The 18,748-nt window shown below is 41.2% G+C and carries 14 protein-coding genes; 8 read left to right on the top strand and 6 right to left on the bottom strand.

The features are described 5' to 3' along the window. Positions 1 to 26: 26 nt before the first annotated feature. The 3 genes from AC1EU0_RS02670 to AC1EU0_RS02660 are packed head-to-tail and all read left to right on the top strand — an operon-like array spanning position 27 to position 3,192. Entirely contained in the window at positions 27 to 1,394 is a 1,368-nt protein-coding gene (locus AC1EU0_RS02670) for an NAD(P)-dependent oxidoreductase (protein WP_480300378.1), read from the top strand. Then, a complete protein-coding gene (preA, locus tag AC1EU0_RS02665) occupies positions 1,387 to 2,661 on the top strand; it encodes an NAD-dependent dihydropyrimidine dehydrogenase subunit PreA (RefSeq protein ID WP_480300377.1) in 1,275 nt (424 codons plus the stop codon). The genes AC1EU0_RS02670 and preA overlap by 8 nt, the downstream gene beginning before the upstream one ends. A gap of 45 nt (positions 2,662 to 2,706) precedes the next feature. After that, entirely contained in the window at positions 2,707 to 3,192 is a 486-nt protein-coding gene (locus AC1EU0_RS02660; protein WP_480300376.1) for a hypothetical protein, read from the top strand. 58 nt (positions 3,193 to 3,250) lie between these two features. On the opposite strand, the gene AC1EU0_RS02655 is transcribed toward AC1EU0_RS02660, so the two are convergent. Beyond that, complete coding sequence (locus AC1EU0_RS02655) at positions 3,251 to 5,047, bottom strand: protein-disulfide reductase DsbD (RefSeq protein ID WP_480300375.1); 1,797 nt, start codon at positions 5,045 to 5,047, stop codon at positions 3,251 to 3,253. After that, on the bottom strand, positions 5,044 to 5,376 hold the full coding sequence (gene cutA, locus AC1EU0_RS02650) for a divalent-cation tolerance protein CutA (protein WP_480300374.1): 333 nt from the start codon (positions 5,374 to 5,376) through the stop codon (positions 5,044 to 5,046). Before cutA ends, AC1EU0_RS02655 begins: the two co-directional genes overlap by 4 nt. Before the next feature lie 119 nt (positions 5,377 to 5,495). Between cutA and AC1EU0_RS02645 the strand changes: the two genes are divergently transcribed. Next, positions 5,496 to 6,008: an FxsA family protein gene (locus AC1EU0_RS02645; RefSeq protein ID WP_480300373.1), complete on the top strand. Its 513-nt coding sequence runs from the start codon at positions 5,496 to 5,498 to the stop codon at positions 6,006 to 6,008. Positions 6,009 to 6,066: 58 nt separating this feature from the next. Further along, the gene (locus AC1EU0_RS02640) at positions 6,067 to 6,987 is read left to right on the top strand and encodes a hypothetical protein (RefSeq protein ID WP_480300372.1); all 921 of its coding nucleotides are present in this window, start codon (positions 6,067 to 6,069) and stop codon (positions 6,985 to 6,987) included. Positions 6,988 to 7,003: 16 nt separating this feature from the next. Here AC1EU0_RS02640 and ubiK read toward each other — a convergent pair whose 3' ends face one another. From ubiK to AC1EU0_RS02620, 4 genes are read right to left on the bottom strand one after another with little or no spacing between them, the layout of a single operon-like run. Beyond that, positions 7,004 to 7,264 (bottom strand): ubiquinone biosynthesis accessory factor UbiK, encoded by a 261-nt coding sequence (ubiK, locus tag AC1EU0_RS02635; RefSeq protein WP_480300371.1) that lies wholly within the window; start codon positions 7,262 to 7,264, stop codon positions 7,004 to 7,006. 36 nt (positions 7,265 to 7,300) lie between these two features. Then, the gene (locus AC1EU0_RS02630; protein ID WP_480300370.1) at positions 7,301 to 7,645 is read right to left on the bottom strand and encodes a hypothetical protein; all 345 of its coding nucleotides are present in this window, start codon (positions 7,643 to 7,645) and stop codon (positions 7,301 to 7,303) included. Positions 7,646 to 7,658: 13 nt separating this feature from the next. Next, the gene (locus tag AC1EU0_RS02625) at positions 7,659 to 10,721 is read right to left on the bottom strand and encodes a multidrug efflux RND transporter permease subunit (RefSeq protein ID WP_480300369.1); all 3,063 of its coding nucleotides are present in this window, start codon (positions 10,719 to 10,721) and stop codon (positions 7,659 to 7,661) included. A 12-nt stretch (positions 10,722 to 10,733) separates the two neighbouring features. Next, positions 10,734 to 11,831: an efflux RND transporter periplasmic adaptor subunit gene (locus AC1EU0_RS02620; protein ID WP_480300368.1), complete on the bottom strand. Its 1,098-nt coding sequence runs from the start codon at positions 11,829 to 11,831 to the stop codon at positions 10,734 to 10,736. A gap of 387 nt (positions 11,832 to 12,218) precedes the next feature. On the opposite strand from AC1EU0_RS02620, the gene AC1EU0_RS02615 reads away from it, so the two are divergent. The 3 genes from AC1EU0_RS02615 (at position 12,219) to rep (ending at position 18,739) form a co-directional block, all read left to right on the top strand. Next, the gene (locus tag AC1EU0_RS02615) at positions 12,219 to 13,733 is read left to right on the top strand and encodes a hypothetical protein (protein WP_480300367.1); all 1,515 of its coding nucleotides are present in this window, start codon (positions 12,219 to 12,221) and stop codon (positions 13,731 to 13,733) included. Between the two features lie 704 nt (positions 13,734 to 14,437). Next, complete coding sequence (locus AC1EU0_RS02610; protein WP_480300366.1) at positions 14,438 to 16,639, top strand: hypothetical protein; 2,202 nt, start codon at positions 14,438 to 14,440, stop codon at positions 16,637 to 16,639. Between the two features lie 87 nt (positions 16,640 to 16,726). Further along, positions 16,727 to 18,739, top strand: a complete 2,013-nt coding sequence (gene rep / locus AC1EU0_RS02605; protein WP_480300365.1) for a DNA helicase Rep — start codon at positions 16,727 to 16,729, stop codon at positions 18,737 to 18,739. Positions 18,740 to 18,748 lie beyond the last annotated feature (9 nt).

Genomic DNA, 18,748 nt, shown 5'->3' with positions numbered 1-18,748 from the left:
ACCTGTATTTTTTATCAACAAATCTTATGGGTAACGATAGAAAAATTGATATTCAAAGCCACCGTTTGACAGTCCAAGAATATCAGCAAAATTTTAGTGATATAAAACCAGCCTTGAGTCAATATCAAGCTTATATTGAGTCAAACCGATGCTTATATTGTGAAGATGCTCCGTGTATTTCAGCATGCCCAACAGGCATTAATATCCCTTCTTTTATTCAAAAAATTGCCGATAACAATACCGAAGGTGCGGCCAAAACTATCTTGGAAGCTAATATTCTTGGCGGCAGTTGCGCCAGAGTATGCCCTACAGAGGTGCTGTGTGAAGGTGTTTGTGTTCGCAATAAAGATCCTGAATATGCTCCAATAAATATTGGTCGTTTACAGCGTTATGCCTTGGACAACTTTACCCCTAAAACTCACCCTTTTCAGCGCTTAGCCGATACAGGAAAAAACATTGCCATCGTAGGGGCTGGCCCCGCAGGACTGGCGTGTGCTCATCATTTAGCTCGGCAAGGGCATCAAGTGACGCTTTTCGACAAAAACGCCAAAGCGGGTGGCTTAAATGAATATGGTATTGCTCATTACAAAATGCAGGATGACTTTGCTCAAAAAGAGCTAGCCTTCATTATGGACATTGGCGGTATTGAGCTTAATACACAAGTAGAGTTAGGCCATTCTGTTCATCTGGATGCACTGCGGCAAGAGTTTGATGCGGTGTTTCTCGGCTTAGGCTTAACCAAGTGTAAGCGGCTAGGGTTAGAGCAAGACAATTTATCGGGACTGGAAAACAGCCTAGATTTTATTACTGACATACGGCAAGCGGAAGACTTATCCAATCTACCCGTTGGTAATAAAGTGGTGGTGATTGGTGCTGGAAACACGGCTATTGATATTGCTTGCCAAACTAAGCGGTTAGGGGCAGAGCAGGTAACGCTTGTGTATCGTCGTGGTGTCGCAAATATGTCAGCAACCCATAAAGAAATGGAGTTTGCTCGTCAAAATGGTATTGCCATTATCACTTGGGCAAGGCCGGCTTCGATTGTAACCAATAAAAAGCATCAACTTATCGCTATTCAGTTTGAGCGAACTCAGCTTGATGATGCTGGAAAATTACAATCACAACAAGAACATTTTGAATTGGCTGCGGACTCCGTATTTAAAGCCATAGGTCAAGAATTTGATGGTCAGTGTTTTTCTGGCAGTGAAGCACCTGAATTACTCCGTCATCGAATTAAGGTTGATTCAGATTATAAAACCTCATTGAGTAACGTTTGGGCTGGTGGAGATTGCATTTATCACGATGGTGAAGATCTCACAGTGCAATCAGTGGAGCATGGAAAGCAAGCGGCCTATTCAATTCATCAATATTTAGAGCAACAATCCCATGGCTGATCTTACGAACAACTTTATTGGTATTAAATCCCCTAATCCATTTTGGCTAGCCTCAGCACCACCAACCGATAAAGCCTATAACGTTTATCGAGCATTTGAAGCAGGCTGGGGAGGCGTTGTTTGGAAAACTCTGGGTGAGGATCCAGAAGTCGTGAATGTCAGCTCCCGCTATTCGGCGCATAAGCTTCAATCAGGAGCCATTTTAGGAATAAATAACATTGAACTCGTAAGTGATAGACCTCTTCAAGTCAATCTGGATGAAATTAAACAAACCAAAAAGGACTGGCCTGATAGAGCTGTGATTGTTTCCCTAATGGTGCCTTGTGAGGAACAAAATTGGCAACAGATGTTACAGCGTGTGGCTGAAACCAATTGTGATGGGATTGAGTTAAACTTTGGCTGTCCACACGGCATGCCTGAACGCGGGATGGGTGCGGCAGTAGGGCAAGTACCAGAATACGTGGAAATGGTCACGGCATGGTGCAAGAAGCATACTCAACTGCCTGTGATTGTGAAGCTCACACCCAATATTACCAATATCTTATTATCAGCAAATGCTGCTCTAAAAGGCGGTGCAGATGCTGTGTCACTGATTAATACTATCAACTCCATCACCCAAATAGATTTGGATACTATGGCGGGCACTCCCAGTGTCGGTGGTAAATACACCAGTGGTGGCTATTGTGGCAGTGCCGTTAAACCCATCGCTTTGAATATGGTGGGGCAAATTGCTCGTAATACAGAAACAGCATCATTGCCGATGTCAGGGATTGGTGGAATTACGACTTGGAAAGATGCTGCCGAATTTATTGCACTTGGTGCTGGCAATGTTCAGGTGTGTACTGCGGCCATGTTGTACGGCTTTAAAATCATTAATGAGCTTTGTGATGGTTTATCAAATTGGATGGACAGCAAAGGCTACCGAAATACCGAAGCATTTCGTGGCTTGGCAGTTCCAAACTTAACGGATTGGAAGTACCTAGATTTAAACTACAAAATTGTCGCGAATATCGATCAAAATTCGTGTATCGAATGTGGTCGCTGTTATTCAGCGTGTGAAGATACGGCTCATCAAGCCATTTCAATGAATGTTGATAATAACGGTAAGCGAACGTTAGAAGTGATAGAGGAAGAATGCGTGGGCTGCAATTTATGCCAAATCACTTGCCCAGTTCCCGATTGCATCACCATGGAAAAAAGAGATACAGGTAAGCCTTACATGAGTTGGACTCAGCATCCTAATAATCTGTTTAAAGGGGATCTATAGCCATTTCATTTTCTGTCATTATTCACACATCAAGAGGTTAGTTAAATGAAAAAGTTAGTCTTATTGGTTGCTTTAAGCGTGCCTGCATTAGCAATCCCCATACTTAATTTCGGAGCTTGGCAAATCTTGGATGATGGTAATACGCGAGCAGCCATATCGTTTCCTTACAATGCGTCATCAATACAATTTGCTATGCAGTGTGATACAGCAGGCTCAAATTGCAAAATGGGTTATTATGAAACCTCTAAGCCTAAGTGTACGGATGGCGTCACTCGTCAGGTTGTTTTCAAAGGTATTAGCCAAGGCCAGACAAAAGGGTCGACAACAATCCCCTTTACGTGCTCTTCGAATGCGTGGTTGAGTGTGGATATTTCAGATATCGATAAGGTCAATACTTTGCTGCATAACACTTATGATACTCTCACAGTTCAATATCAAAAGGATGATAGCTCATTGAATAGTTACAGTTATTCTGGTGCTGCCAGAGCATTTGATTATGTGTTAGGTAAGTTGAGCAACTTTTCTCAATAAAAAATAAAAATGCCGAATGTAAAAGACATTCGGCATTGGGTTGATTAATACTGTTCGTTTATTTCAACAATAAATCTAAATGGTCAGCAAAAGGCTCCGGCTTCATAAACCCAGTAACACGATACTCATCGCGGATTTTACCTGTGGTGTCGAAGAATATTAAGGTCGGCAAACCATAGACATCGTAGTTTTCCAAAAGCTCAATATCGTCATCATCGTTTTGGGTCACATCAGCTTGGATTAGCACCATGTTATCCATTCTTTCTTTAACCTTAGCGTCAGCAAAAGTGATGTGTTCAAACTCTTTACAAGCGACACACCAGTCAGCATAAAAGTCCACCATTACGGCTTTGTTTGCAGCTTTGGCTTTAGCCAGTTCTTGCTGTAACTCAGCTAAGGTTTTGATTTTAATAAAACCTTTTGATTCAACTTTAGCGGCTTGTTCAGCAACAGGAACACTAAAGCCAAGCTTAAACATCACCGATTTAAAGCCGTAGGAGAAGCTGCCCATAAAACACATGGCCAGTAAAACGGCACGGGTGCTGTGCTTCCAGTTGTGCTCAGTTTTACGGTTCTCGTGCAACAAGTAGCCTGCTAGTGCGATGCCCCAGAGTGACCAAATCACATCCATCACTGCACCTGACCAAATGCGACTTAGCATCATGATGGCCACTGAAATGAGCAAGAAACCAAATACGGTTTTGATGATATTCATCCACCCTCCTGCACGAGGTAGTAGTTTACCGCCAGAGGTTCCCATAATGATAAGCGGCAGTCCCATGCCCATGCTGAGAATATACAGAGCCAAAAAGCCGAGTACTAAATCACCCGTTTGAGCAATGTAAATTAACACGCCAGATAACGGCGCAGAGGTACATGGTGAAGCAACTAAGCCAGAAATCGCCCCCATGACAAACACACCAAGGAAGTTACCGCCCTTTTGGTTGTTAGAGGCTGAATTCATTTTTTCTTGCCATTTTGATGGCAGTTTCAAATCATACAAGCCAAACATGGATAAGCTGAGAACAACAAAAAGGAGTGCGATCCCAATCAGTACCGCGGGTTGCTGAAGAGCCGCTTGATACTTTAAGCCAGCCGAAGCAACGATAAGACCTAATATGGAGTAGGTGATGGCCATACCTTGTACATAGACCATCGATAGAGCGAAGCCCTTAGAATATGACAAGCTCTTACCCTGACCAACGATGATCCCTGAAAGGATGGGATACATTGGAAAGACACATGGCGTTAAGGCTAAGCCGACACCTAAACCAAAGAATATCAATAAGGTCAGCCACAAGTTATTGTTAGACAGCAGTTGGCTCAGACTATCTTGCTCGCTTACAACAGGTTTGGATTCTGCTTTAGTGGCTGGTTCTGTCGCTGTAGCAGCCTTTTCAGACTTTACTACCGAGGTAATTGATTTTAAATCAATGGTTCGTGTTGTAGGTGGGTAGCATAAGCGACCTTCTGCACATCCCATAAATGTTACTGAAAACGTGGCGCCTTGCGTCACATCTTTAAGTGGCACAGATAGCTCTAAAAAGTTGGTATAAACTTCTTGGTTGCCAAAGTACTCATCATGGTGCATTTTGCCTTTTGGCAATAGCACAGCTCCCATCTTGGCACCCTTGATGGAAAATTTGAGCTTATCCTTGTACATGTAGTAGCCATCTGAATCGATGACCCAGTTTAGCGTTAATTGATCGCCAGCTTGATTGGCCTCTAAATCAAAGGCTTTTTCGACAGGCAATAGCTCTGGCTGAGTATCAAAAATACCCGCTTGAGCCGTAAGGCTGTACCCTAAAGGGATACTAATAAATAGAGCAAAAAAAGTGTGTATGAGTTTTTTCATGGCTGAGTCGACGTCTTTATCCAGTCCAAGTAAGGTTCTGAGCTTTGATCGATCGGAAGAGCGATCAGCTCAGGTGTGTCATAAGGGTGATGATTTTCTATCAATTTTTCAAGCTTAGGTATATGTTTTTGCAAACATTTAATGTGCAGTATAACTTCTTGGTCTTCACATATTTCCCCTTTCCATAGATAAATCGAGCTCACTTGAGGATAACATTGCACGCAAGCGGCTAGCTGACTGTGAACTATTAATCTTGCAAGAGATTTTGCTTGGTCAAGTTCTGATACGCTAGTGATCAGCAAGTGTAATTGTTTCTCTGTTGGTATCATAAATAGAACTAAGGCTTATGGTGGTTGTCCAATAGGTTACACTATATTTCGTTATAACTTGAAATAAGACCGAATAACCCCCATAAATTATTCATAGAGTTTTGATTTTTGGAGATCGAATGATTTTTGCTTTACTTGGGATCTTTATTTTACTGCCCATTTTAGAAATAGCCTTGATGATCCATGTTGGTACCGTGTTAGGAACATGGAATACCGTAGCATTGATTATTCTTACCACCATTATTGGTGGCTCTTTAGTTCGCAGTCAGGGTATTGAGAATTTAAAAAAAGTTCGCAGTAAAGTGGATCATGGTGAGATGCCTGGCTCAGAAATCATCCAAAGTATGATGCTGGCTATTGCCGGTGTGATGCTTTTTTTACCTGGTTTTATTACTGATTTCGTTGGTATTTTATTTTTAACTCCGTTTACTCGTAAACCCATCGCTAACTTCCTTTTAGCAAAGATGAAGGTTCAAATTGTGAATCGTCAGGCTGGTTTTCATTATCAACAAGGCTTTGGTCAAAGTGACTTTAAACAAGATGGTGATGTCTTTGAAGGCGACTTTGAGCGTAAAACTGATGAAGTAAAGCCGGATCATCGCTTGGATGATAAAGACGACAAGGATAAGTGATGAACGTTAATTAACTTGTTTAAGCATGAAAGAAAGCCAACACTGTGCTTAATCTTTCATGTTTTTAACATTTATGATTACTAACCAAGTACCTTATCGAATTCCTGCCGATCAAGCACTCAATAATCTTCCTGTACAATGTGATAATAGTTCGGGTTCAACCGTTTATGATGATGGTTATGTTGTCACTAAAGGGCCAAAGCATGTTCCTTTTGAGCAGTTTCATCAGCAGCCAGCACCAGAACCTTTTACGCAAAATGATTGCCTTTTATGTTGCGGGCTTACCTGTTGCGTCATTGCATGGCCGATAGTCATTCCTGCTGTGGTATGTGGGTTATTGGGCAAGTGTGTGACGAGATTATTCGATGATGAGGTTAGGCCTTTGGATAGGCAAAATATAGCGATAAACGTTAAGAAAATAGCGAAACCAAATCCGAATTCTAAGGTTAAGCCACAGTCAAAAATAGTTACAGAGCCTAACAGAAGTCTGCAACAGCAGTCTGCCCCACCTCAAATTATTCCAACTGTGCCAGTTCATGTGCGTCGAACGATTACTGTTCAAGACGATGTTGAGCCTCAAGTACCTGAATTATCGGATAGTCAAAAAAAATGTGAGTTTTCATCACAGAAGTCAACTAAAGAGCAAACAGATGGCAAGCTCGACTCTACAGAATTACTAAGCCAGATACGTGAGCTTTCATTCCCAGAGTTTCTCCATAATGAACGTGGTTTTGAACTTTGGGTGGAATCCATTATCAAGACCAAGCTAGAGGCTCAGTATATTGTAAATGCAATATCAAAATATGGGGAAGCAGCGGATACTCAATCCGCTGCATCTATGGTTTCACAAAGTGAAGTTGAGAACTGGAAGCCAGTGGTTACTGAGGTTTGTTTGCATGTTTTGTTGGAACGTGGGATTAAATTGACTGATAATGACAGCTCAGACTGCGAATATTCCACCACATCAAGTTATAGCTGAATAACGAATATAACAATTAATCGCTTTTACGCTCATTGATTTGCTTCTCAAGCTCAGCTACCTGTGCTTGTAACTGTTCAAGCTTTTCACGGGTCTTTAATAACACATGCTGCTGTACTTCAAACTCCTCTCGCGAAACAAAATCCAACTTCATCAATTGATTTTGTAATACCTGTTTACTTTTTTGCTCAAATTCGCCAGCAAATTGCTTGATGGGCTCCGGCATAGTTTCGGTAAGTTGTTTAGCAATATCTTCAATTTTTTTGGGGTTTAGCATGGTTTGTACTCAGTAAAAACGAATAGTGTGATTCTATCAAAAAGAATGGGGTGAGCGTTGAAATTTAGCAAAACATTGATTTAATCCTAAAGTCTCATAAATAATAACAGGTATACAACAAAAAACAGTTGCGCAACAACCATCAGGATTACCAGTGTTTTGCGATCGCCAAAATTTACGAAAGCACTGAGAGCACTTGTCATTCAAAACATAATCATCATTATTTTCATCACTATTTATTCTAAATGAATTGTCGTTGAGGTCGACAATGACAGGCTGTATCGCCATTTCATAGGGCGGTGGTTGATTTCGTGTTACCTCACTGTAATTAGGAGGCTGTATTTCACCCGAGGAGATAAGAGGTCTTACTTCAGTTGCCATTTGCTTAATCTCTCTATTCGTTCACTTCAGGTAATGGTTTATGTTGTTGCGCGATATAAGAGTAAATTACGGGTAACACAAATAAGGTAAATATCGTACCGATAGCCAAACCTGCAACAATCACCAAACCAATGTTAAATCGTGCTGCGGCACCGGCGCCAATGGCATTAAGCAGAGGGATCAAACCCGCGATCATTGCAGCTGTTGTCATTAAAATTGGGCGCAAACGAACCGAAGCAGCGAGTTTTATGGCATCAATGCGTGATAAGCCTTGGTTTATTTGTTCTTCTTTTGCCACCTCACACATCAAAATACCGTGTTTAGTGATAAGACCAACAAGGGTGATCATCCCTACTTGTGAATATATATTTAAAGAGGCTAATTGTGCTAAATGAGCCCAGTCCAAGGCCATTAGTGCACCGCTGATAGCAAGAGGCACTGAAATCAAAATGACCAAGGGATCTCGTACACTTTCAAATTGGCTAGCCAGTACCAAAAAGATAATGGCGATGGCGAGTAAGAAAGTGAGATAAAGGGCGCTGCCTTCAGTAATGTATTGTCTCGCTTCTCCTAAATAGCTGTGACTGTATCCTTTAGGCAAATCAGTCTTAGCGATATTTTCAACAAACTTGATAGCATCTCCAATCGCTACGCCTGGGGCGTTAACGGCACTGATAGACACTGAGTTCATTTGGTTAAAGTGGGGTAGAGACTTCGGCGCTGAAACAACCTTGATGTCAATTAAGCTGGATAATGGTATGGAGCGACCATCAGCGGCTTTCACATAGTAATTGGCGAGTGCCTCAGGGTTATCACGTAACTTACGTGCTGCTTGTGGGATCACTTCATATGAGCGTCCGTCTAGGTTGACGCGGTTGATATAGCCGTCACTCATAAAAGTAGCTAACGTTGAACCAATTTCTTGCATGGTGATGCCGTACGCTCCTGCTAGGTCACGCTTAATGTGGAGCTTCATGGTGGCCGAATCGTATTTCAAATTGATATCGGAATACACGAATAATGGGCTTTTTTGTATCTTAGCTAATACTTGTGTGCCAAGGGTGAATAAATTCTCAAAACTATTAGCTGAGGTGATCACTAATTGAATCGGTAACCCTTCACCTGCTCCCGGTAGTTCTGGCATTTGAAAGGTAGTTACGGCGATTCCTGGTATGTCTTTAAGTTGTTTGGTTAATACTTGATTAACTTGTTTTTGGCTCTTATTTCTTTGGCTCCAAGGTACTAATGGTGCAAGCCCAAACGCTTGATTGGAACTCGGAATGCCCGCCATTGTTAATGTATCGTCGGTTTCTTTTTCAGCAGAAATGATGCGCTCTACCAGTGCCATATTGGCTTGAATGTAATCAAGGTTGGCATTGGAAGGGGCTGTAGCCATCACCACAATTAAGCCATTGTCTTCCTTAGGGGCTAATTCAGTCGGGATTTGCTTAAACATCAATGGCAAGGACACCATCACCAGCGCTGCAAAGACAAGAATAACGGCACGCTTATTTAACACCGCACTTAATGCACGATCGTATTTACTACTCAGTCCTGTCAAAAAGCGTTCAATACCTTGTTCAAAACGATTAGGACTGACATGAGCTTTGAGCATTTTGCTGCACATCATGGGAGATAAGGTGAGAGCGACAATGCCTGAAATGAATACCGCTCCCGCCAAGGTTAAAGCAAACTCTTTAAATAAGGCGCCAGTGATGCCGCCCATTAAGGCTATCGGTGAATAAACAGCGGCCAAAGTGATGGTCATGGTGATCACTGGCATGGCGATTTCACGCGTACCTTTAATCGCTGCATTAAAAGGGGACTCGCCAAGCTTAATATGGCGGTCGACATTCTCCACCACCACAATGGCATCATCCACCACTAAGCCGATGGCTAATACAATTGCCAATAACGTCATCAGATTAATGGTAAAGCCGAACATACTCATAAGCAGCACCACACCAATCAAAGACAGCGGAATGGTCACTACGGGGATCAACACTGCTCTTAACGAGCCTAAGAATAAACTGATCACTACAATAACGATGATCGCGGCCTCTGCAATGGTTTGCACGACCTCGTCAATAGACTCATTAATGGCTTGAGAAGAGTCATACTGCACTTTCATTTTTATTGATGGTGGCAAGTTTCTTTGCAGTTCTGGCATAAGTTTCATCACGTCTTTAGCCACGACGATCGGGTTCGCTTTTGGTGTAACATCAATTGCAGCTACTACCGCTTCTTTGCCATTGACTAAGGCACGATACACATCATGGCTTTTATCCAAACTGACTTTAGCAATATCACCTAAGCGAACAATTTTTCCCTTTTCACTGCGGATCACTAATTGTTTTAGCTCTGCCACAGAAGTGGTTTGGGTATCGGCAGAGCCATTCATTAAGGTGAAATAACTGTTGGTTTGTCCAACCGCTGACTGGAAGTTATTGGCTTGTAGCACTTGCCTAACATCGGTGGCCGAGAGGTTAAATGCGGCCATACGGGCTGGATCTAACCAAATGCGCATTCCATAGGGGATCCCTCCAAACAGGTTTACCTTAGCAACGCCGTTAACGGTAAAGAATTGAGGTTTTATGACGCGTTCAAGGTAATCAGTGATTTGGCTGGAGTTCAGACTATCGCTGGAAAATGCAATGTACATGACAGAGGTTTGCGAGCCTGTTGACATCTCCACCGTGGGATCTTCAGCTTCTTTCGGTAGTTGTGAGCGAACAGAATTCACTTTAGCCAGTACGTCAGCCAAGGCACCGTTTGGATCGGTATTCAGCTTCATTTGTACCGTAATGGTGGAAGACCCCATTGAACTTGAAGATGTCATGTAGTCAATATTATCAGCTTGAGCAATCGCTTGTTCTACGGGCTGAGTAATAAAGCCTTGGATCAGATTGGCATCGGCACCGTAATACCCCGTATTTACCTTGATAACGGTATTGGTCATATCTGGATACTGACGCACCTGCATGTCTTTTAATGCGTTTAATCCCAGTAACAGTAAAAGTAAGCTGATGCATACAGAAAAAACCGGTCTGCGAATGAAAATATCAGTAAATTTCATGGCAAACCTCCATTAAAGCTCAGGCATTTTAGTTGGTAAATTCAACGCTGTATCTTTAATGATTTTGACTTTACTGCCTTTACTGAGTCGGACTTGGCCTGAAGTAACATAGTTTTCTCCAGCTTTTAAGTTGCCTTTAACTAAGGCAAGGTTGCCATGACGCTCAAGTACCTCCACCGCAACAGGGTAGACCCTTTTGATTGCTTTACCTTGTTCTTGCTGACTTTTAACGATGTAAATTGAGTTGCCGTATAAAGAAAAGTTAATTGCGGTTTGAGGGAGCACCCATTGTTGTTTAAGTGGAGGAAGAATGACATTGACATTGGCAAACATGCCGCTTCGTAAATGCTCATCGTTATTGGGTATTTCCGCTTGAATTTGAACTAACCCACTTTGATAAAACACCGCAGGTTCAATAGCTGAAATACGTCCTTTAAAGATTCTATTGGGGAAAGCATCGACTTTTATATCTAGCGATTGACCAATAGCAATATTAGGCAGTTGCTTTTGGGTAATATTAAAGCGGATTTTCATGGTCTTAACGCTTTCAAGCCGCACTATTTTTGTTCCTGCTTGAATAAACTGTCCTAAGTGAACATCGGTGATACCAATTAATCCAGAAAACGGAGCACGAATAACCTTTTGAGCGATAGTGGCACGTAAGGCTTGAATATCGGCGCTCATGGCAAGGTAGTTGGCTTGGGCTTTATCTAGGTCTTGTTTAGATACTGAGTCTTTGCGGTATAGCTTGGTTAATCGATCAAAATCAGCTTTGGCGGCAGGTAATTGAGCTAATTTACTTTTTAAATTGGCTTGCTCAATTTGCGCATTTAAGGTCAGCAATACTTGGCCTTTTTTTACCCGTCTACCGTTATTGAATTTGATTTTGGTGATAAGCCCAGATAACTGGTTGGAGACGTCGACTCCCTGAATCGGTTCAATAAACCCTATGGCTTTAATGGTCGATTGCCAGTTTTTGGGTTGTGCAACCTCTACTGTAATTGGCATGGTAGGTTCTGGCATATTGGCAATCGCTTGTTTAATTTTGCCCTGAACAAAAAAGTTGAAACCGATAACACTACCAAAAATGACAGCGGTAAGGATTAACATTATGAACAACCATTTTTTCATAAGGGATCTCGCAGAGACTTCAAATATGTTGAAATTAAAAGCATAGTTTAATACCAAGTGATAAGTGATTTTTTGAAAAGCGAGTATTTATTAAGAGTTGGTACAGGAAGGGATTTTGGGTTAATTAAAAGTGTTTTTTTTGTTTGTATTCAGTAACGGTTAAGTAAGTGGGAAATACAATTTACCTAAGTGTATTTTGATTAAATATTACAGACGAATCATAAGTTAAGGCATACGCAGCATGTTTTATGCTTTAAGGGGAGCAAATAAGAATGATGAGGTTATAAAGTGGAAGCGGCAGTTCGGACTACTGTGGGATTTATTATAGAACCCACTAGAACATTTTTTAGGGGATTTAGGCTGTTTGTGACTCGCAGTAGAGTCTTTGTTGCTCTTCAATCAGAGCAATCTCAGGCGAATGATAGAATTGTACAGTTCAATCAATATTGTCTTCAGAATACAAGCCCGAGCGAAATCCCTCCGTTTACAATTACTGAATTGCTGCCAGAACCAACATCTTCTAGGCCTGAATTGTCATTAGAAACAATTAAAGAACTGCATTTACAGTTTCCGCCCAATGCAAATAAAGACAATATAATACTTAGAATAGCGGCAGGAAGCACAATCAATGTTCGACATTTTGGGATGGTGTTACTGAAGGATAAAAATTGTCACTGTGTGGATATACTCCAAAAAGATGTTGGAGTATTAGAGCATGGCTTTGAGTATTTTGTTGAGCAAATGATCCTTCGGTGGCTGACTCGCGAAGAATTTGCTCCACAAAGCTGGAGTCAGTTTATTTCTGCACTTGAAAGATCGGGTTTCGGGGATATTGCTGGAAATATCAAAAAACTATTTGGTTATGTAGAGAGTGATAAACCTAGCCCCATTGGCGTTTCGCAACCAGCTCTAACTTGTAATGACAACTTCACTCTCATGGGGTTGGTATGTCAGGATAAAGATGAACCAGAAAGTCGAGTTATGGCGAATATCGTTATATTAACCGATGAAGAACTCAAGCGTTTGGCTGAATTGTTATTTGGTAACGGCGATGGTCATTTAAAGGTTACACTTGCACTGAAACATTATAGTGATCGCTCCCAAGCTATAGAAAGCTTATTTACAAAATGGCTCCAGATCCAAGAAAGATCTTGGAGCGAGTTCGTCTCTATTCTTGCTCATTTTTCTAATGGGATAACCCCTGAGTTTTATGGTCAAAGTCGTTCCGAGTTTGTATCAATTGTGCAGCAGTTGGCAGAGAAAAAAAATGTTCGATATGATGTATTAGATAATGTCAGAGATCATTTCAGCGCGAGCTTACCTTGTGCCACATATTCAGGTTCTGTATTGCCTTCACCTCAGCCTTCTTATGAATGGGGGCATGATCCTAATGTTATAAAGCATCCTTATGTTCCCAGTTGTGAATTAGAAGGAAGTAGCGCTCCATATATGTACGGTTCAGAAGTACTGGAGGAGGAGGAGGTCGAAGAAGGATTTATCTCAATTTTTCCCGTTAAGGTAACAGAGTCTGTACCTAACTTACCCTCAACTCTTTTTCAGGTAGTAGAACAATCTGGCATTATTAACTGTTTGGCGAAGTATCCAGTAGATATTTTGGCCGATTTTTTAAAGCATTTAGATCATTATTCTTTTTTTGTTTGGCAACAGCGACAAGTAGCCAATTCAACACAAGTAAAAGCAAAAACGTTAACGTATTGTTTGGAAAATTGGTGCGATAGACAATCAGATTGGAAAGAGGCTCTTGGCAATCTTAAAGTTAGTATTCTAGTTAATTCAGGCACTTGGCAATCATATGAGTGCAAGCAAGTTGAGGCTGCGATAAAAAAAGCAATCAAGGCAATTGATTCAGCGAATTGTTAAATCAGCATAGATTCCGTATGTTGCCTTTCAGTTAAAGTAGAGCATTATGTCTCTGGACTTTGCTTCGAATATCATGAGCACTCGTTGAGAAAGCTATCAATCGTTAATATAACCTCGTAATCCATTATCGCTTAATTCACTTTTTGTTCAGCACCCTATTGATAGAGTAAAACACGTCATAAGAAAGGCCAAAATGAAAGCAATTTCATTTGTAGTATTCCAATGCACTCCGCTTCAAGGCTCTGGAATAGCTGAACAGGGAACCTCTCGATGACATCAAGCGTATATCAGTGTTGTTTTACAGGAGCAAACATCAACTACTGTTATGCCTGTCTCAAAATGTAGTGGAACTTCCTTTTATCTCTATCGGTATACTCTAAAGCCTTACTCCTCATGGAAATCCAATTAAATTAATTCAGAAGATTGCGCTTGACCTTGATAACGTTGGAAAACGGCTTTTGGGTGAATGAGAAGAATATGAATTAGCAAAAAGAAAAGCTCTTCTTTCTGTCAAAGTGGGCTGACAACTTTTTTCTCATTCAGAATTCATTCAGCAAAGATATGAGATAACTCAATATAGTGAACGACGTTCTATTAAGTCGCCATTACTTATAAATATGGCTTTCTGCCTTAAGAGTGAGACATCATTTCAAGTAATCCATTTGGCATTTTATTTTGAAGTTGTTAGATATTGAGAGTTTTCCATGGCTACAAGGTTATTAGGTGAGATCGAAAGGAGTTTGGATAGAGGTGCTGATTTTGTAGAGCAAACGGCAAAAAAAATTTTGGGAAAAGGGGGGCAAACTGAAAATGATTCATTACATGGGCATCATATTCGGGAAGAAGTTTCGCCTTTAGCTCCTGTTAGCGTGTCTGTAGTACAGAATTTTCATCAAAATACTTATCATTATGATGGTCGTAGCCAATCACCTTATTCACCACAGCCTATCAGTCCTAAAAGTGAAGAGGTGAGTGATAGTAACTCAAGTACTTTGACATTACTGAATCTGAAAAAAATCACAACGACATTGAATGAAAGTCTGATAAAAGTGATTGCATCGGGTGATTATAATTTTTTTTGCATGTTGTTACTTGAAGATGACAATGGCGATGTAACTTCAGTGATTAAACGCTCTTTTTCAAGGATGGGGGCAGGGAAGCGGGAAGCCATTGTTGAAGAAGCACTCAAAAAGTGGCTTACGAACGCCGAATATCGGACCACTCAAAATTGGGAGCATCTTAAAGAAAGCTTGTTAACTGCTAATATACCTGCCGCTGCTAAAGCTGTTGAGCATTTCTCTGTCTTTGGGCTTGATACCAATATGCCTACAGAAGTAAAACCATCACTTGATACAGAGCAACCCTCTAGTCATTACAAAAAAGCACTTTCACTACTTACTTTGAAAGGCATTTCTATTCATCAAGGGTTGAGTTTTATTGAGCATATTAAACGATCGGATTACGAAACATTCTGTATGCTTCTTCTTAATGATGGAAATGGTCAAATTTGTGATGATCTCAAACAAAAATTAGATAAGCAAAATACACATAAAAAAGAACTAGTAACCTCTGCACTTACTTTGTGGCTGACAAGCACGCAATATTCCAAAACAAGAAATTGGCAGCACTTGTTTGATTGTCTTGAACAAGCAAGTATTGAAGGCAGTGAGGTCATTGAGGCCTTTGCGAAAGGTAAACCACGCCCTGCTTCTTTTGAACTAAGTCAACAAGTTCTGAGCGATGATATAACAATGTTGAAGCTTTATAATATGCCATTGGCTAGTCGACCATCTTTTAAAACTCGCATTGCAGCGGCAAATATCAGAGGGTTTTGCGTTGCATTGCTTAATGATAAAGACAGTGAGCAATATCAAGAAATTGAATGTTTACCAAACGTTCATGGCACTGAGGATATAGTAGAAATCATTTTTTCAAGGTGGTTGACTCAGTTTCAGCATAGAAATTACCGGAGTTGGCAGCATTTAATCATCAGCCTAAGAGAAGCAGAAATGAGAGCGCTCGCATTTGAAGTATTTCAATGTACTCAACTACAAGGAACTGTTCTAGGTGAACAGGAAACCTCTCGACGATATCAGGCATATATCCATGCCGCTGCACACGAGCAAACGGCAGCTACTGTTATGCCTGTCTCAGAAGGAGCAGTGGGACCTTCTGTCCTCTCTATCGGTTTACTTGAGAGCCTGACTCTTAATGGAAAGCCAATAAAATTGATTCAGCATATTGCGATTGATCTTGATAACGTTGGAAAGCGGCTTTTGAGGGAATGGGAAGAATATGAATTAGTAAAAAGAAAATGTGATCCAAGTAAAAAAGGTTGGGAGGCTACAGCAACCGAAGTCGTAACACGATGGCTGCACCTTAGTGCTGGTTTATCTGAACAAGCAAAAGGTGAGCTTCTTATAGATTGCCTTAAGGCAGCGGAGATGGTGAGTTTAGCCGCAGATGTTGGACTGGCACTAGTACAGCAAGGAATATTGACAAGCAGTCAGCTTGAAAATCGACATACTCTTGCTGCAGAGCCTCACATTGCTGAAGCCCGCAGTCTAGAGCAACACGTCACCCTAAAAGCATTTACTGATATCAAAGTAAGAGAAAACGAAGAGTTTGAAGTATCACTTGTTAATGTTATCGCGGGTGCCAAAGATCCTGTTTTGGCCCCTTTTCTTGGCAAGCTTATCTCAAAGTCTGGATTAAATTTAATGAAAGTAGATCATCGGCGCAAACAGAGAGTTGAGCTCATTAAAGCGGTAATTCAAAAATGGTTAACTCTTAGCCGTGAAGGGCGAACATGGAGAGATCTTTTTAAAATAATGGCGGTGCACTTAACTGGTGATGAAGAGTTAACAGCAATGATAGAAAAAGCAAAGCTGCAATTTTCATCCTAAGCCTATCATGCTCCAACTTTAATAACGTTTAATCATGACTTTGCTTTTGTTAAAATTGATGTTTATGACACAAAATGACAAAAGTAAATGAAACTCAACCCTGGTCAAAATGAAGCGGTACACTATGTCTCTGGTCCTTGTCTGGTTTTAGCTGGAGCAGGCAGTGGTAAGACGAGGGTGATCATTAATAAGATTGCGTATCTATTGGAAAAGTGCGGTTATAAAGCCAGAAATATCGCTGCGGTAACCTTTACCAACAAAGCAGCCCGAGAAATGAAAGAACGTGTGGCGCAATCAATTGGTAAGCAACTTTCTCGTGGTTTGTGGATTTCTACCTTCCATACCCTTGGTCTTGAAATCATCAAAAAAGAATATAAAACTTTGGGGCTAAAAGCGGGCTTCTCACTGTTTGATGATCAAGACACTTTGGCACTTCTAAAAGAACTCACCGAAAAAGAACTTCAAGAAGATAAGGATTTACTTCGTGCCTTAGCGTCCACCATTTCCAATTGGAAAGGGAATTTGATGATCCCTGACCACGCCATTAAAACCGCTAAGGGCGAGCAACAGCAGCTATTTGCCTTGCTATATAAACGCTATGCTCAGCACATGAAAGCGTATAATGCGCTGGATTTTGATGATTTAATTTTACTGCCTACTTTATTACTTAGACATAACGAAGTATCTAGAGAGCGTTGGCAATTGCGTTTTCAATATCTGCTGGTGGATGAATATCAAGATACTAACTCAAGCCAATATGAATTAGTAAAGTTATTGGTTGGAGAGCGAGCGCGTTTTACCGTGGTGGGTGATGATGATCAATCCATTTACTCTTGGCGTGGTGCAAAACCGCAAAATCTTGTGCTATTAGGTAAAGACTTCCCTCAACTAAAATTGATCAAGCTTGAACAAAACTACCGTTCAAGCCAGCGAATTCTCAAATCCGCCAATGTTCTGATCGCCAATAACGACCACGTATATGAAAAGTCACTGTTTAGTGAGCTGGCTTATGGTGAGCCGTTACGAGTGATCATGGCTGGAAATGAAGAACAAGAAGCCGAGCGAGTAGTGGCGGAAATTGTTCGTCATAAGTTTATGGGGAAAACTCGTTATGGTGAATACGCCATTTTGTATCGTGGCAATCATCAATCTCGTTTGCTAGAGCGGGCACTGATGACCAACCGTATTCCTTATAAACTCAGTGGGGGAACTTCATTTTTCGCTCGTGCTGAAATTAAAGACATCATGGCTTACTTACGCTTAGTGGTGAACCCTGATGATGATAATGCGTTTTTGCGTGTGGTTAATTTACCCAAACGAGGTATTGGACCTGCGACCTTGGAGCATTTAGGTAACTTTGCTAATGAGAAACACATTTCGTTATTTAGCGCCATTTTCGAGGCTGAATTAAATCATATTCTTAATCCGTCGGCTTGTAAGGCGCTGTATGAGTTCGGAAGGTTTATCGTTGATACTGGAGAAATCGCTAAGCGAGGTGAGGGCATTGATGCCATAAAGCAGTTGATCCGCAATATTAATTACGAAGATTATCTGTACGAAAACAGCACCAGCCCTAAAGCAGCAGAAATGCGGATGAAGAACATTTCTGAGCTGTATCGCTGGGTGACAGAAATGCTCAATGGCGATGACTTAGATGAACCTATGACCTTGCCAGAGGTCGTTACTCGACTAACACTGCGGGACATGATGGAGCGCAACAGTGAAGAAGAGACTGGTGATCAAGTGCAGCTAATGACGTTACACGCTTCTAAAGGTTTGGAGTTCCCTTATGTGTTTATGGTGGGTATGGAAGAAGGATTATTGCCTCATCAAACCAGCATTGATGAAGATAATGTCGAAGAAGAAAGACGCTTAGCCTATGTGGGGATCACTCGTGCCCAAAAAGAATTGTGGTTTGTGATTTGCCGAGAGCGTCGACAATTCGGTGAAACCATGCGTACCGAGCCGAGTCGCTTTTTAATGGAATTACCACAAGATGATGTGAAATGGGAAAACCAGAAGCCCAAACAAAGCGAGCAACAGCGTCAGCAAACGGGTAAAGCGAATATTTCCAATTTAAGGAATATGCTTAAAGGGTAAGCATTGTGA

Source organism: Parashewanella sp. 2210YD4-3, assembly GCF_056591735.1.
The sequence above is the reverse complement of the archived record's forward strand: the minus strand, read 5'-3'. Positions and strand labels throughout refer to the sequence as shown.

Coding starts and splice junctions, on each gene's coding strand:
- AC1EU0_RS02645 (WP_480300373.1), top strand. CDS start 5,496: ATGATTTTTGCTTTACTTGGGATCTTTATTTTACTGCCCATTTTAGAA.
- preA (WP_480300377.1), top strand. CDS start 1,387: ATGGCTGATCTTACGAACAACTTTATTGGTATTAAATCCCCTAATCCA.
- AC1EU0_RS02610 (WP_480300366.1), top strand. CDS start 14,438: ATGGCTACAAGGTTATTAGGTGAGATCGAAAGGAGTTTGGATAGAGGT.
- AC1EU0_RS02670 (WP_480300378.1), top strand. CDS start 27: ATGGGTAACGATAGAAAAATTGATATTCAAAGCCACCGTTTGACAGTC.
- AC1EU0_RS02660 (WP_480300376.1), top strand. CDS start 2,707: ATGAAAAAGTTAGTCTTATTGGTTGCTTTAAGCGTGCCTGCATTAGCA.
- AC1EU0_RS02655 (WP_480300375.1), bottom strand. CDS start 5,047: ATGAAAAAACTCATACACACTTTTTTTGCTCTATTTATTAGTATCCCT.
- rep (WP_480300365.1), top strand. CDS start 16,727: ATGAAACTCAACCCTGGTCAAAATGAAGCGGTACACTATGTCTCTGGT.
- AC1EU0_RS02630 (WP_480300370.1), bottom strand. CDS start 7,645: ATGGCAACTGAAGTAAGACCTCTTATCTCCTCGGGTGAAATACAGCCT.
- AC1EU0_RS02620 (WP_480300368.1), bottom strand. CDS start 11,831: ATGTTAATCCTTACCGCTGTCATTTTTGGTAGTGTTATCGGTTTCAAC.
- AC1EU0_RS02625 (WP_480300369.1), bottom strand. CDS start 10,721: ATGAAATTTACTGATATTTTCATTCGCAGACCGGTTTTTTCTGTATGC.
- ubiK (WP_480300371.1), bottom strand. CDS start 7,264: ATGCTAAACCCCAAAAAAATTGAAGATATTGCTAAACAACTTACCGAA.
- AC1EU0_RS02640 (WP_480300372.1), top strand. CDS start 6,067: ATGTTTTTAACATTTATGATTACTAACCAAGTACCTTATCGAATTCCT.
- cutA (WP_480300374.1), bottom strand. CDS start 5,376: ATGATACCAACAGAGAAACAATTACACTTGCTGATCACTAGCGTATCA.